This is a genomic window from Streptomyces sp. 130, assembly GCF_007096885.1.
In the GTDB taxonomy this organism is placed as follows: Bacteria; Actinomycetota; Actinomycetes; order Streptomycetales; family Streptomycetaceae; genus Streptomyces.
On the sequence record NZ_VJNO01000032.1, the window covers coordinates 66,558 to 79,750 of the forward strand.

The 13,193-nt window shown below is 73.6% G+C and carries 8 protein-coding genes; 7 read left to right on the forward strand and 1 reads right to left on the reverse strand.

All coding sequences use genetic code 11. From position 1 onward, the window contains the following. The first annotated feature begins 203 nt into the window (after positions 1 to 203). The 4 genes from FKN01_RS24155 (at position 204) to FKN01_RS24170 (ending at position 10,137) form a co-directional block, all read left to right on the forward strand. Complete coding sequence (locus FKN01_RS24155) at positions 204 to 848, forward strand: hypothetical protein (RefSeq protein ID WP_143624003.1); 645 nt, start codon at positions 204 to 206, stop codon at positions 846 to 848. Positions 849 to 965: 117 nt separating this feature from the next. Continuing rightward, a complete protein-coding gene (locus FKN01_RS24160) occupies positions 966 to 3,164 on the forward strand; it encodes a flotillin family protein (protein ID WP_143624005.1) in 2,199 nt (732 codons plus the stop codon). A gap of 133 nt (positions 3,165 to 3,297) precedes the next feature. After that, a complete protein-coding gene (locus FKN01_RS24165) occupies positions 3,298 to 8,184 on the forward strand; it encodes a DNA repair ATPase (protein ID WP_143624007.1) in 4,887 nt (1,628 codons plus the stop codon). A 30-nt stretch (positions 8,185 to 8,214) separates the two neighbouring features. Further along, complete coding sequence (locus FKN01_RS24170; protein WP_143624009.1) at positions 8,215 to 10,137, forward strand: NAD(P)-binding protein; 1,923 nt, start codon at positions 8,215 to 8,217, stop codon at positions 10,135 to 10,137. Here FKN01_RS24170 and FKN01_RS24175 read toward each other — a convergent pair. Next, the gene (locus FKN01_RS24175; RefSeq protein ID WP_143624011.1) at positions 10,124 to 10,549 is read right to left on the reverse strand and encodes a VOC family protein; all 426 of its coding nucleotides are present in this window, start codon (positions 10,547 to 10,549) and stop codon (positions 10,124 to 10,126) included. The two genes, FKN01_RS24170 and FKN01_RS24175, sit on opposite strands and share 14 nt — an antisense overlap. 246 nt (positions 10,550 to 10,795) lie before the next feature. On the opposite strand from FKN01_RS24175, the gene FKN01_RS24180 reads away from it, so the two are divergent. The 3 genes from FKN01_RS24180 to FKN01_RS24190 all read left to right on the forward strand — a co-directional run bounded on the left by FKN01_RS24180 (position 10,796) and on the right by FKN01_RS24190 (position 13,050). Next, positions 10,796 to 11,875, forward strand: a complete 1,080-nt coding sequence (locus FKN01_RS24180; RefSeq protein WP_018102012.1) for an LLM class flavin-dependent oxidoreductase — start codon at positions 10,796 to 10,798, stop codon at positions 11,873 to 11,875. Positions 11,876 to 11,877: 2 nt separating this feature from the next. Next, positions 11,878 to 12,531: an FMN reductase gene (locus tag FKN01_RS24185; protein WP_143624013.1), complete on the forward strand. Its 654-nt coding sequence runs from the start codon at positions 11,878 to 11,880 to the stop codon at positions 12,529 to 12,531. A gap of 96 nt (positions 12,532 to 12,627) precedes the next feature. Further along, a complete protein-coding gene (locus tag FKN01_RS24190) occupies positions 12,628 to 13,050 on the forward strand; it encodes a universal stress protein (RefSeq protein WP_143624015.1) in 423 nt (140 codons plus the stop codon). The last annotated feature ends 143 nt before the right edge of the window (positions 13,051 to 13,193 follow it).

The window sequence follows — 13,193 nt, forward strand, 5'->3', positions numbered from 1 at the left end:
TCCCCGGATGACACGATCCTGTCAGCACCAACCGGGGGACCACGGGGGAAAAACGGGGGAAACACGGGGGTGCACGGGGGATCGGGGGAAGACCCGGCTGCCGCGGTGTCGTCGAGGGAGACACCGCGGCACCGGGGTCACCGACCGGTCCGCGCAGGCACCGGCGGGACCACCGCCGGCGGAACGGCAGGGGGTCGGGACCGATGCGGGAATTCATGGAAGCGACGCTGTCCTTCCCGGCCGTGCTCTTCGCCGCCGCGCTGGTCGTCGTCATCGCCTTCTGGCTGCTCGTCCTGGTCGGCGCGGCCGACCACCACTCCTTCGACGCCGATCTGGACGCCGATCTCGCGGGCGTCGGAGGCGTCCCGGTCACCGTCTCGGTGTCCCTGATGATCGCCGTCGGCTGGTTCTCCGCCCTGACCGGTACGGTCCTGGTGCACCGCTCGGGCGCCGCCGGACCGCTGCGCGCCGTACTGCTCTGCGCGGTGCTCGCCGGTGCGGTGCTGCTCGCCTGGGGCGCGGTGCGGCTGCTCGTCCACCACTTCCGGCGCTTGTTCCCCGACCAGCCTCCGCCGTCGCGCCAGGACTTCCTGGGCCGCGTCTGCACGATCCGTACCGGCTCGGTCTCCACGGACTTCGGCCAGGCCGAGGTCACCGCCGACGACGGAACCACCGCCACGGTCCAGGTGCGCCAACTGGAGCCCGTCGACGCGGAGCTGACCTCCGGACGCTCCGGACTGCTGTACGCGTACGACGAGGCCGGGGAGTTCTTCTGGGTCTCGGCCTACGACAGGGCGCTCGACCCGGGACCGCCACACGGCCGTACGGCCTCCGGCCCCGCCGTCTGAGCCACCGCTCCGGCCGGCGCGGTGCGCCCGTCCGGCCTGCCCGGACGCGGGGTGCGGCCCGCGCCGTGTTTCACGTGAAACCTCTCATTTCCGTACCACCAGCCGCCAAGGACTGTCATGGATGCCATCTCCTTGGGCCTCGGCCTGCTCGTCGCCGTGGTCCTGCTCATCGCCGTAGCCGTGCTGCTGATCATCACCCGGCTCTTCCGCAAGGTGGAGCAGGGCAAGGCTCTGATCATCTCCAAGACCAAGAAGGTCGACGTGACCTTCACCGGCGCCGTCGTCCTGCCGGTGCTGCACAAGGCCGAGTCCATGGACATCTCGGTCAAGACCATCGAGATCCGGCGCACCGGGCGCGAGGGCCTGATCTGTCAGGACAACATCCGCGCCGACATCCACATCACGTTCTTCGTGCGGGTCAACAAGACCGTCGAGGACGTCAAGAAGGTCGCCCAGTCCATCGGCACCGAGCGCGCCAGCGACAAGGTGGCCATCCAGGAGTTCTTCGCGGCGAAGTTCTCCGAGGCGCTGAAGACCGTGGGCAAGCAGCTGGACTTCGTGGACCTGTACACGAAGCGCGAGGAGTTCCGCGACCGGATCATCCAGGTCATCGGTACCGACCTGAACGGCTACCACCTGGACGACGCCGCGATCGACTTCCTGGAGCAGACCCCGATGGCGCAGCTCGACAGCGCCAACATCCTGGACGCCCAGGGCATCCGGAAGATCACCGAGCTGACCGCGATCGAGCACGTCCGCACCAACGAGTTCCAGCGCACCGAGCAGAAGGAGATCACCCGGCAGGACGTCGACGCCCGGGAGACCATCCTGGAGCTGGAGCGCCGGCAGGCCGAGGCGGAGATCAAGCAACGCCGTGAGGTCGAGACGCTGCGGGCCCGCGAGGAGGCGGTGACCGCCCGGGTCCAGGAGGAGGAACGCCTGGGCGCCCAGGCCGCGTTCATCAGGACGGAGGAGCAGCTGGGCATCCAGCGGGAGAACCAGGCCCGGGAGATCGCCGTCGCGCAGAAGAACCGCGAGCGGGTCATCGCCGTGGAGAACGAGCGCATCGAGAAGGACCGGCTGCTGGAGGTCATCGGGCGCGAGCGCGAGACCGAGCTGAACCGCATCGCCGCGACGAAGGAGGTCGAGGCGGAGCGCCGCGAGGTCGCCGACGTGATCCGCGAGCGGATCGCGGTCGACCGTACGGTCGCCGAGCAGGAGGAGTCCATCAAGACGCTCCGGTCCGTCGAGGAATCCGAGCGCACCCGCAGGTCGGTCATCATCGCCGCCGAGGCGGAGGCGCAGGAGCGGCTGGTCAAGGACATCAAGGCGGCCGAGGCGGCGGAGGCGGCGGCCACCCACCGGGCGGCCGAGCAGCTGACGCTCGCGGAGGCCCGGCTGAAGACCGCCGACCTGGACGCGCAGGCCAAGCTGCGGCTGGCCGAGGGCATCCAGGCGGAGTCGGCGGCGCCCGGCCTCGCGGACATCCAGGTGCGGGACGCGGCGGCGGAGGTGATCGAGAAGACGGGGCTCGCCGAGGCCGGGGCCACGTCCGCGCGGCTCAAGGCCGAGGCCGAGGGCGCCCGTCTCAAGGCCCTCGCGCACGCGGAGGGCACGCAGGCCCAGGCATCGGCCGACGCGGCCATGATCGGCGAAAAGCTCAAGGCCGAGGCCGAAGGCGCCCGCCTCAAGGCCCTCGCCGACGCGGAAGGCACGCAAGCCCAGGCATCGGCCGACGCGGCCATGATCGGCGAAAAGCTCAAGGCCGAGGCGGCGGGCCTCACGGAGAAGGCGGCCGCGATGGCGGCGCTGGACGACGCCTCGCGCGGGCACGAGGAGTACCGGCTGCGGCTGGCCGCCGAGAAGGAGATCCGGCTGGCGGGGCTCGACGCCCAGCGGCAGGTCGCCGAGGCGCAGGCGACGGTGCTCGCCACGGGTCTGGAGAACGCGGACATCGACATCGTCGGCGGCGAGTCGGTCTTCTTCGACCGGCTGGTGTCGTCCATCTCGATGGGCAAGGGCCTGGACGGCTTCATGGCGAACTCGGACACGGCGAAGACCCTGGCCGGTCCGTGGCTGAACGGCGACTCCTCGTTCACGGAGGACCTGACGCGGGTGCTGTCGTCGGTGTCCACGGGCGACGTGCAGAACCTGACGGTGTCGGCGCTGCTGATGCGGATGATGGCTTCGCCGTCGCCGGGGATCGGCGCGGACCAGGTCCGGGCGCTGCTGGACCACGCGAAGTCGCTGGGCCTGGCGGACGTCCCGGTCGGCGGCCCGGCCCCGGCGGGCCTGAACGGTACGCCTGTCGGCTGACCGGTCTCCGTCGCCTGAACCCCCACGCCTCCCCGTCCGTCCTCGAACGCCGGGCGGGCTGGGCGGGCCCCTCTCAGCCCGTCCGGCGCTTGAGGACACCGTCACAAGCCGCACCGCAAGGAGACCGCACCCGATGGACACCGTGACCGCCCCCGCCGCCGGGGACTACGACGTCCTGCGGCGCCGCCTCCGCACCCACGCCACCGAGCTCGCCCGCAGGGCCACCGACCTCAACGCCCGCCGCACCGAGGCGTTCGGCGCCACCGGCCTCGCCCTCCTCGGCAGCGAGCAGATCCGGACGCACCGCCCCTGCACCCCCCGCGACCTCGTCGCACTCGGCGGCGAGCTGCTGTTCGGCTTCGAACGCGGCCCGGGCCGGCAGGACGCGCCCGCCGTGGACGACGTGCTCGCCCTGTACACCGCCGGCCTCGCCCCCGGCACCGGCACCCCGCTCACCGACGCCTCCTTCGTCCGTGAATTCGACGGCCTGCACCGCTACTTCCGGGACGCCCGCCTGCTGCGGCTGCGCCGGACCGAGGGCCGCCTCCTGGCGGTCTTCCGTACCGGCGAGACCGCCGAGGACATCCGGGTCCTGCGCTGGGCGCTGAACCCGGACGGCTCCCCCGGCGCCTTCCTGGACGCGCGCGGCGAGCGCGACCACGTCTTCCCGCCGTCGCACGACTTCACCTGGACCCCCGCCGGCCGCGAGGCCCACATCGCGGGCCGCCACCCGCACATCGCCATCGGCTGCGAGGCCGAGCTGTACGTGGACACCCTCGGCGGCACGCTCACCGTGAAGACCGTCAACGACACGGAGGCCCCGGACGGGATCTACGAGGAACCGGTCACCGAACCCCTCCAGTCGCTGGCGGACGCCGAGGTCGAGTACGCGGAGCTGGGCCCGCTGGTGCTGCTGCGGGTCCGCCCGTACAAGGAGGAGACGAGGCGCCACCTCGTCTTCAACGCGCTGCTCGGCACCGTCACCCGCCTCGACGGCATCGGCCCGGCCTGCCGGCGGCTCCCCGAGGACCAGGGGATCATCTTCCCCGGCGGGTTCTACCTCACGACCGGCGAGGCGCGGACCTTCGACATCGCGCAGCCGCTCACCGACCCGGTCTTCGAGGAGGCCGTCCACTCCCCGAACGGCGAGGACGTGCTGTACGTCTTCCGGTCCCGCCAGGACGGCCGAAGCCTGCTGCTGCCGTACAACGTGATCCGCCAGGAGGTGGCGACCCCGCTCCAGGGCCGGGGCCACGCGCTGCTGGACGACGGCACGCTCGTCGTGCTGCGCGACCCGGTGGACGGCGGTGAGGGCGGCGCGGCGCGCGTCCACCCGTTGCAGCGCTGGCGGACGCCGTACGTCTCCGACACCTTCGCCGCGTCCCGCCCGGCGGGCGAGGGCCCGCTGGCCCGGGTCGGCAACGCCGACCTCGTGCGCGGGATCTCCGACTGCCTCGCCCTCGCGCACGCCGCCTCCGAGACGGCGCCGACCGGCGCCGGGTACGACCGGCTGGTCGCCGACTGCGTACGCGCGGGCGACCGCTACCACTGGCTGGACGACGCGGAACTGGGCGCGCTCGCCGATCCGCTGGGGGAGCTGCGGGAGACCGCGCGCCAGGTGGCCCAGGAGTTCGAGGCGGTCCAGGCCCTCACCCGGCAGGCCGCCGACGCGCTGACCGGGACCGCCGACCGCATCACCGCCCTGGTACGCCGGGTGCGCGGCGAGTCCCCTGCCACGGCCGCCGAGTGGGTCGGCCGGCTCACCGAACTGCGCGCGGCGCACGGGCACCTGGCGACCCTCGCCGAGATGCGGTACGCGGACACCGGACGCATCGCCGAGCTGACCGCCACCACCGCCGAGGACATCGAGGCCGCCGCCCGCCGCGCGGTCGCCTTCCTGGCCGGGGACGACGCGTTCGCCGGCTACCACGAGGACATCGCCCGCCTCACCGAGGAGGCCGCCGCGCTCGCCACGGTCAGCGACGCCGCCGCGCTCGGGGACCGGCTGGCCGGCATGACGGACGGCCTGAGCACGGTCACGGACGTCGTCACCGGGCTGGACATCGGCGACGGGGTGGTCCGTACGTCGATCCTGGAACGCATCGCGGAGGTCCTCGGCGCGGTCAACCGGGCCCGCGCCACGCTCGACGCCCGCCGCCGCGCGCTGGCGGACCACGAGGGCCGGGCCGAGTTCGCCGCCGAGTCCGCGCTGCTCGGGCAGGCCGTCAGCGCCGCGCTGGCCGCCGCCGGGACCCCGGAGTCCTGCGACGAGCAGCTGGCGAGGCTGCTGCTCCAGCTGGAGAACCTGGAGGCGCGGTTCGCGGAGTACGACGACTTCCTGGCGGAGCTCGGCGAGCGCCGGTCGCAGGTGTACGAGGCGTTCTCGGCGCGCAGGCAGGGCCTCCAGGACGAGCTGGCCCGGCGCACCGAACGCCTCGCGGACTCGGCGGCGCGCGTCCTGGAGACGGTCGCCCGGCGCAGCGCCGCCCTCCCCGACGCGGACGCCGTCCACACCTATTTCGCGTCCGACCCGATGGTCGCCAAGATCCGCCGGACCGCCGGGGAGCTGCGGGCGCTCGGTGACACGGTGCGCGCGGAGGAGCTGGAGGGGCAGCTGCTCGCCGCCCGCCAGGAGGCGGGCAGGGCCCTGCGCGACCGGGACGAGCTGTACGCGGACGGCGGTGCGGTGATCCGCCTCGGCCGGCACCGGTTCGCGGTGAACACCCAGCCGTTCGAGCTGACCCTCGTACCGCAGGACGGCACGCTCGCGTTCGCCGTCACCGGGACCGACTACCGGATGCCGGTGACCGACCCGGAGTTCGCCGCGACCCGCCCGTACTGGGACCGGACCCTCCCGTCCGAGTCCCCGGCCGTCTACCGGGGCGAGCACCTGGCCGCCCGCCTCCTCGCCGAGCACGGCGCGGACCGGCTGGCCGCCCTGGACGACGGCGAACTCGCGGCCCTCGTCCGCGAGTCGGCCGCCGCCGCGTACGACGAGGGGTATCAGCGCGGCGTCCACGACGAGGACGCGACCGCGATCCTGGCCGCGCTGCTGCGGCTGCACGCGGGCGCCGGGCTGCTGCGCTTCCCGCCGGCCGTCCGGGCCGCCGCCCAGCTGTTCTGGGCCCATGAGGCGGACGAGGGCCGCCGGGTCTCCTGGACGCGCCGCGCCCGCTCGCTGGCCCGCGCCCGGGAGACCTTCGGGCTCGCCCCGGCGGTCGCCGCGCTCCAGGAGGAGTGGGCGTCGGTGATCGGCGGCGACCGTCCCCGTGCCGTCGCCGCGTACCTCTTCGAGGAGCTGGCCGGCGGCCCAGAGGGCTTCGTGACGGGCGCCCGGGTCCGTGCCTTCCTGGACAAGTTCCGCCATGCCACCGGCACGTCGGCGTACGACGACGACCTCGCCGCCCTCGCGGACGACCTGCCGGCCCGGCGCCAGCTCGTGGAGGGCTGGCTCACCTCGTACGCCGAGGCGAGCGGCACCGGCATCGACCCGGGCGACCTCGCGGAGGCCGTCGCCGTGGAGCTGTGCCCCGAGCCCCTGCTCGGCCGGTACGAGGCGGACGCGCCGCTCACCGAGACCGTCGACGGGCTCCTCGGCGTCCACCCGCGCGTCGAACGCGGCCGGCTCACCGTCCGCGTCGATGAACTCCTGGCCCGGACCGAAGAGTTCCGCGCGACCGCCGTCCCCGGATTCCGCGCCTACCAGCGCCGGCGCACCGCCCTGGTCGCCGCCGAGCGGACCCGGCTGCGCCTCGACGACCACCGGCCGCGCGTGATGCCGGCGTTCGTCCGCAACCGTCTCCTCGACGAGGTCTACCTGCCGCTGATCGGGGACAGCCTCGCCAAGCAGCTGGGCACCGCCGACGCCGGCCGCCGCACCGACTCGCAGGGCCTGCTGCTGCTCGTGTCGCCGCCCGGCTACGGCAAGACGACGCTCATGGAGTACGTCGCCGACCGGCTCGGGCTCGTCCTCGTCAAGGTCAGCGGCCCGAACCTGGGCCACGGCGTGACCACGCTCGACCCCGCACAGGCGGGCAGCGCCACCGCACGCCAGGAGATCGAGAAGATCAACTTCGCGCTCGAGGCGGGCAACAACACGCTGCTCTACCTGGACGACATCCAGCACACCTCGCCGGAACTCCTCCAGAAGTTCATCCCGCTCTGCGACGCCACGCGCCGCGTCGAGGGCGTACGGGACGGTGAGCCGCGCACGTACGACCTGCGGGGCAAGCGGTTCGCGGTGTGCATGGCGGGCAACCCGTACACCGAGTCGGGCGCGCGCTTCCAGGTGCCCGACATGCTCGCCAACCGGGCGGACGTGTGGAATCTGGGCGAGGTGCTGTCCGGCCGCGAGGACACCTTCGCGTTGAGCTTCGTGGAGAACGCGCTGACCGCGAATCCGGTCCTCGCCCCGCTCGCCGGCCGCTCCCGCGAGGACCTGGCGCTGCTGCTGCGGCTCGCCTCCGACGACCCCACGGCCCGCCCCGAACAGCTCGAACACCCCTACGCGCCCGCCGAGGTGGACCGGATCACCGCCGTTCTGCGCCATCTGCTGCGGGCCCGCGACACGGTGCTCGCGGTCAACGCCGCGTACATCGCGTCCGCCGCGCAGACCGACGCCACCCGCACCGAGCCGCCGTTCCGGCTCCAGGGCTCGTACCGCAACATGAACCGGATCGCCGAGCGCATCGCGCCCGTGATGAACGACGCCGAGCTGTCCGCCGTCGTGGACGACCACTACGCGGGCGAGGCCCAGACCCTCACCAGCGGCGCCGAGGCCGCCCTCCTGAAACTCGCCGCGCTGCGGGGCACGCTCACACCCGCGCAGGCCGGGCGGTGGGCGGCGCTCTGCTCCTCGTACGTCCGCACCCAGGCGCTCGGCGGGCCCGAGGGCGATCCGATGACCCGTGCGGTGGCCGCGCTGGGGCTGCTCGCGGACCGGATCGCGGCCGTCGAGACGGCCATCGGGCGCGCCGCCGGTCCGCGCGGCCTGCCGGCCGGGCCGCACCACGACCACTGACCGCCCTCGATCAACGGAAGGGAGCAGGGCATGCTGGGACACGTGTCCTCATTCCCCCAGCAACCCCAACCCTCCCCGCTCAACGGCCACATGGTCGTCTGCGGGGACGACGCTCTCGCCCAGCGGCTCGCCGTGGAACTGCGTTACGTCTACGGGGAGCGGGTCACCCTCGTCGTGCCGCCGGAGCCGGGTGCGGTCAGGCCGGACGAGCCGCTGACCGGGCGCGGGCGGGCCGCCGCGCTGTTCGGGCGGATGGCGTTCGCGATGAACCGCAACGGCGGCGGGCTGCCGCACGGTTCGGACGGGGACACCAACGCCGGCGTCGAGGCGGTGCGCATCCTCCAGGCGGCCGAGCCGTCCGACGAGTCGCTGGCGGAGGCGGGCATCGCCCGGGCCTCGGCGGTCGCCCTCGTCTACGACGACGACGAGCGCAACATCCGCGCCGCGCTCACCGCGCGCCGGCTCAACCCCCGTGTGCGGCTGGTGATCCGGCTCTACAACCGGAAGCTGGGCCAGCATCTGGAGAGCCTGCTCGACCAGGCGGCGGCCGTCGCGTCCCCCGGGCTCGACCCGGCCGCGATCGACGCGTCGACCACGGTGCTGTCCGACGCGGACACCGCCGCGCCCGCCCTCGCCGCCACCGCGCTCGCCGGCTCGACCCGGGTGATACGGGCCGAGGGGCTGTTCCTGCGCGCCGCCGAGCGCACCCCGCCCCGGGGCGGCCAGGTCGCCGACCCCGGTCTGTGCACCCTGGCCCTGCTCTCCTCCACCACCCACGACCCGGCGGGCGCGGAGGGCTCCGACAGCAGCGGCGCGGAGGGGCCGCAACTGCTGCCCGGGCCTGCGGAGATCGCCGCCGCGACCGGGCGCGGCACGGTCGTCCTGGAGGCCGTCACGCAGTCCGGTCCGGCCGCCCCGAAGCCCCGGATGAGCGGCCGGAGCGCGCCGCTGAGCCAGTTCTTCTCGCGGCGGCTGCGGTGGTCGGCGCTGGGCGTGGGGCTCGCGGTCCTCGCGCTCGCGGTGGCGTCCTCGCTCACCACCGGCGATCATCCGCTGCACGCGGCCTACCTCACCCTGCTCGACCTGTTCGCGATGGGCGACCCGGCGATCGGTGAGCCCACCGCCCGCCAGGTGATCCAGATCCTGTCCGGCATCGCGGGCCTGATGCTCCTGCCGCTGCTGGTGGCGGGGGTCCTGGAGGCGTTCGGCTCGCTGCGCAGCGCCTCCTCGCTGCGCCGGCCGCCGCGCGGGCTCTCCGGGCACGTGGTGCTGCTCGGGCTGGGCAAGATCGGCACCCGGGTCCTGGTGCACCTGCGGGAGCTGGGCATCCCGGTGGTCTGCGTGGAGGAGGACCCGGAGGCGCGGGGCATCCCCGTCGCGCGGCGGCTGCACGTGCCGGTGGTGCTCGGTGACGTCACGGACGAGGGGGTGCTCGAAGCGGCCAAGATCGGCCGCTCGCGCGGGCTCCTCGCGCTCACCAGCGCCGACACGACGAACCTGGAGGCGGCGCTGTACGCCAGGTCGCTCAAGCCGAATCTGCGGGTCACGGTGCGCCTCTTCGACGACGAGTTCGCCACGGCGGTCTACCGCACGCTGCGCACGGCGCACCCGCAGGCGATCACCCGGTCCCGCTCGGTCTCCCACTTGGCGGGCCCGTCCTTCGCGGTCGCCATGATGGGCCGGCAGATCCTGGGCGCGATCCCGGTCGAACGCAAGGTGCTGCTGTTCGCGGCGGTGGAGGTCGGCGGCCACCCCCAGCTGGAGGGCCGCACGGTGGACCAGGCGTTCCGCGAGGGCGCGTGGCGGGTCCTGGCCCTGGACGTGGCCCCGGGCTCCCTCGTCTGGAACGTCCACCCGGGGTACGTGCTGCGGCCGACCGACCGCGTGATCATCGCGGCGACGCGCCGGGGGCTGGCGGAGCTGCTGGGGCGGCGGGCGCTCACCCGCCGCTGAGGGGCGCCCCGGCCCGCGGGCGCCAGCCCCGGCGGCACAGGACCAGCCGGTAGCCGTCCGGGTCCTCCACCGTCACCCCCCACTCGTTCCAGTACGGGTTCGGGGAGCCGACCCTCGTACCGCCGCAGGCGAGCAGCCGGGCCACCAGGTCGTCCGGGACCGGGCCGTCCAGATACAGGACGAGCAGGTCCTCCTCGGTGGGCCGGGGATCGACCGGCCCGCGCGTCAGCTCCAGATGCCAGGCACCACCGGGATGCCCCACCATGAGAAGGTCATGCGTTCCCGGCTCCCGCCCCGCGTCCGCGCGGAAGAGCACCGTCAGTCCGAGCCCGTCCACCCAGAACCGCTCGGCGGCGGCGAGATCCCGGGAGGGCCGGGCGAGGCGGACATGCGTCTCGGCGGTGACATTCACGGGTGCCCCTTCGTCGGGCGGCGCGCGGCCGCGTACCGGAGCCCGCAGCGTATGAGGCGGCCCGGCCGGTGCGCATCGGCCATCGGTCCTGGTCCCCGGGACCGGGGCCCGGGGCCCGGGGACCAGGCACTGGGGACCGGGCACCGGGGCGCGCGGCCGAGAAGGAATAGGCGGCTCCCGCCCCCCGTTGTACGATGCGTCCAGTTAGTTCAACGTTCAATCACCACCGAGCAGGAGGCGGACGCCATGCAGTTCGGGATCTTCACCGTCGGGGACGTCACCACCGACCCCACCACCGGTACGACGCCGAGCGAGCACGAGCGGATCAAGGCCACCGTCGCCATCGCGCGCAAGGCCGAGGAGGTCGGGCTCGACGTCTTCGCGACCGGTGAGCACCACAACCCGCCGTTCGTCCCCTCGTCACCGACCACCACGCTCGGCTACATCGCGGCGCAGACGAAGAACATCGTCCTGTCGACCTCGACCACGCTGATCACCACCAACGACCCGGTGAAGATCGCCGAGGACTACGCGACGCTCCAGCACCTCGCGGACGGCCGCGTGGACCTGATGATGGGGCGCGGGAACACCGGCCCGGTGTACCCGTGGTTCGGCAAGGACATCCGCCAGGGCATCCCGCTCGCCATCGAGAACTACGCCCTCCTGCACAAGCTGTGGCGGGAGGACGTCGTCGACTGGGAGGGCAAGTTCCGTACGCCGCTCCAGTCGTTCACCGCGACCCCGCGCCCCCTGGACGGCGTGCCGCCGTTCGTCTGGCACGGCTCCATCCGCTCGCCGGAGATCGCCGAGCAGGCCGCGTACTACGGCGACGGCTTCTTCCACAACAACATCTTCTGGCCCATGGAGCACACGAAGAAGATGGTGCGGCTGTACCGGCAGCGGTACGCGCACTACGGCCACGGCACCGCCGAGCAGGCGATCGTCGGCCTCGGCGGCCAGGTGTTCATGCGGAAGAACTCGCAGGACGCGGTACGCGAGTTCCGCCCGTACTTCGACAACGCGCCGGTCTACGGCCACGGGCCCTCGATGGAGGACTTCACCCGGCAGACGCCGCTGACCGTGGGCTCCCCGCAGGAGGTCATCGAGCGGACGCTGACCTTCCGGGACGCGGTCGGCGACTACCAGCGCCAGCTGTTCCTGATGGACCACGCGGGCCTGCCGCTGAAGACGGTCCTGGAGCAGCTGGACATCCTGGGCGAGGAGGTCGTCCCCGTCCTGCGCAAGGAGTTCGCCGCCCTGCGGCCGGCCGGTGTCCCCGAGACCGCGCCGCTGCACCCCGCCTACGCCGCCACGAAGGAGAGCTGACCGTGTTCGCCACCGAACCCGTGAGGATCGTCGCCGTATCGGCCGGCCTCAGCAACCCGTCCTCGACCCGGCTGCTCGCCGACCGGCTGGCCGCCGCCACCCGGGAACGCCTCGAGGCGGGGCAGGACCGCCCGGTCGACGTCCGGGTGATCGAGCTCCGCGACCTGGCCGCGGACATCGCGAGCCACCTGGTGTCCGGCTTCCCGCCGCCCGCCCTGGAGGACGCGCTCGCCGCGGTGACGGGCGCGGACGGGCTGATCGCGGTCACACCGGTGTTCACCGCCTCGTACAGCGGCCTGTTCAAGTCGTTCTTCGACCTGGTCGAGAACACCGCCCTGACCGGCAAGCCGGTGCTCGTCGCCGCCACCGGCGGCACGCCCCGGCACTCGCTGGTCCTGGAGCACGCGATGCGCCCGCTCTTCGCCTACCTGCGCGCCGTCACCCTGCCGACCTCGGTCTACGCGGCTTCGGAGGACTGGGGCGCGTCCGGCGACGAGTACACCGAGGGTTTGCCCGCCCGCATCCGGCGCGCGGGCGGGGAGCTGGCCGACGCCGTCACGGGCGGCCACGCGGTCTCCGGCGCGTCCAGGACCCCCGGTCTTGACGACGAGGTGGTCCCCTTCGAGCAGCAGCTCGCGGCGCTCCGCCCGGCCTGACCGAAACTTCGGAAATCGCAGTTTCGCCCGTTTTGAATAGAGTCGTACGGGAACACGTGACCCGAGCACAACCGCAGAAGCCAGCTGGAGGCTGAGATGGGCAGGATCGTGGTGGGCGTCGACGGCTCCGAGTCGTCGGTCAAGGCACTGCACTGGGCCGTACGCCAGGCGGAGCTGACCGGTGACACGGTGGAGGCCGTCAACAGCTGGGAGTACCCCGCCACCAGCTGGGCGTCGATGATGCCGGGCCTCCCGGAGGACTTCGACCCCCAGGCCATGGCCACGGTGTCGCTCAACGAGACGCTGGAGGAGGCGCTGGGCGCCCAGGGCGCCGCCGCCGTCAGCAAGGTCGTCGTGATCGGCAACCCGGCGCAGGCCCTGCTGGACCGTGCGGAGGGCGCGAACCTGCTGGTCGTGGGCGCGCGCGGGTACAGCGGCTTCAAGGCCACCCTGCTCGGCTCGGTCAGCCTGCACGTCACCCAGCACGCCACGTGCCCGGTGACCGTCGTCCGCGCCTGAGCCCGTTACGCGGGTGGGCCCCGCGCCACGCGTGGCGCGGGGCCCCCCCCGCGGACTCACAGCGCCCCGACGTCCGCCCCCGCCCCCGCCCCCGTGTCCGGCGCCCCCGCCGCCGCCCCGCGCGCGGGCCGCGCGCCCCCGGC

Coding starts and splice junctions, on each gene's coding strand:
- FKN01_RS24155 (WP_143624003.1), top strand. CDS start 204: ATGCGGGAATTCATGGAAGCGACGCTGTCCTTCCCGGCCGTGCTCTTC.
- FKN01_RS24160 (WP_143624005.1), top strand. CDS start 966: ATGGATGCCATCTCCTTGGGCCTCGGCCTGCTCGTCGCCGTGGTCCTG.
- FKN01_RS24165 (WP_143624007.1), top strand. CDS start 3,298: ATGGACACCGTGACCGCCCCCGCCGCCGGGGACTACGACGTCCTGCGG.
- FKN01_RS24170 (WP_143624009.1), top strand. CDS start 8,215: ATGCTGGGACACGTGTCCTCATTCCCCCAGCAACCCCAACCCTCCCCG.
- FKN01_RS24180 (WP_018102012.1), top strand. CDS start 10,796: ATGCAGTTCGGGATCTTCACCGTCGGGGACGTCACCACCGACCCCACC.
- FKN01_RS24190 (WP_143624015.1), top strand. CDS start 12,628: ATGGGCAGGATCGTGGTGGGCGTCGACGGCTCCGAGTCGTCGGTCAAG.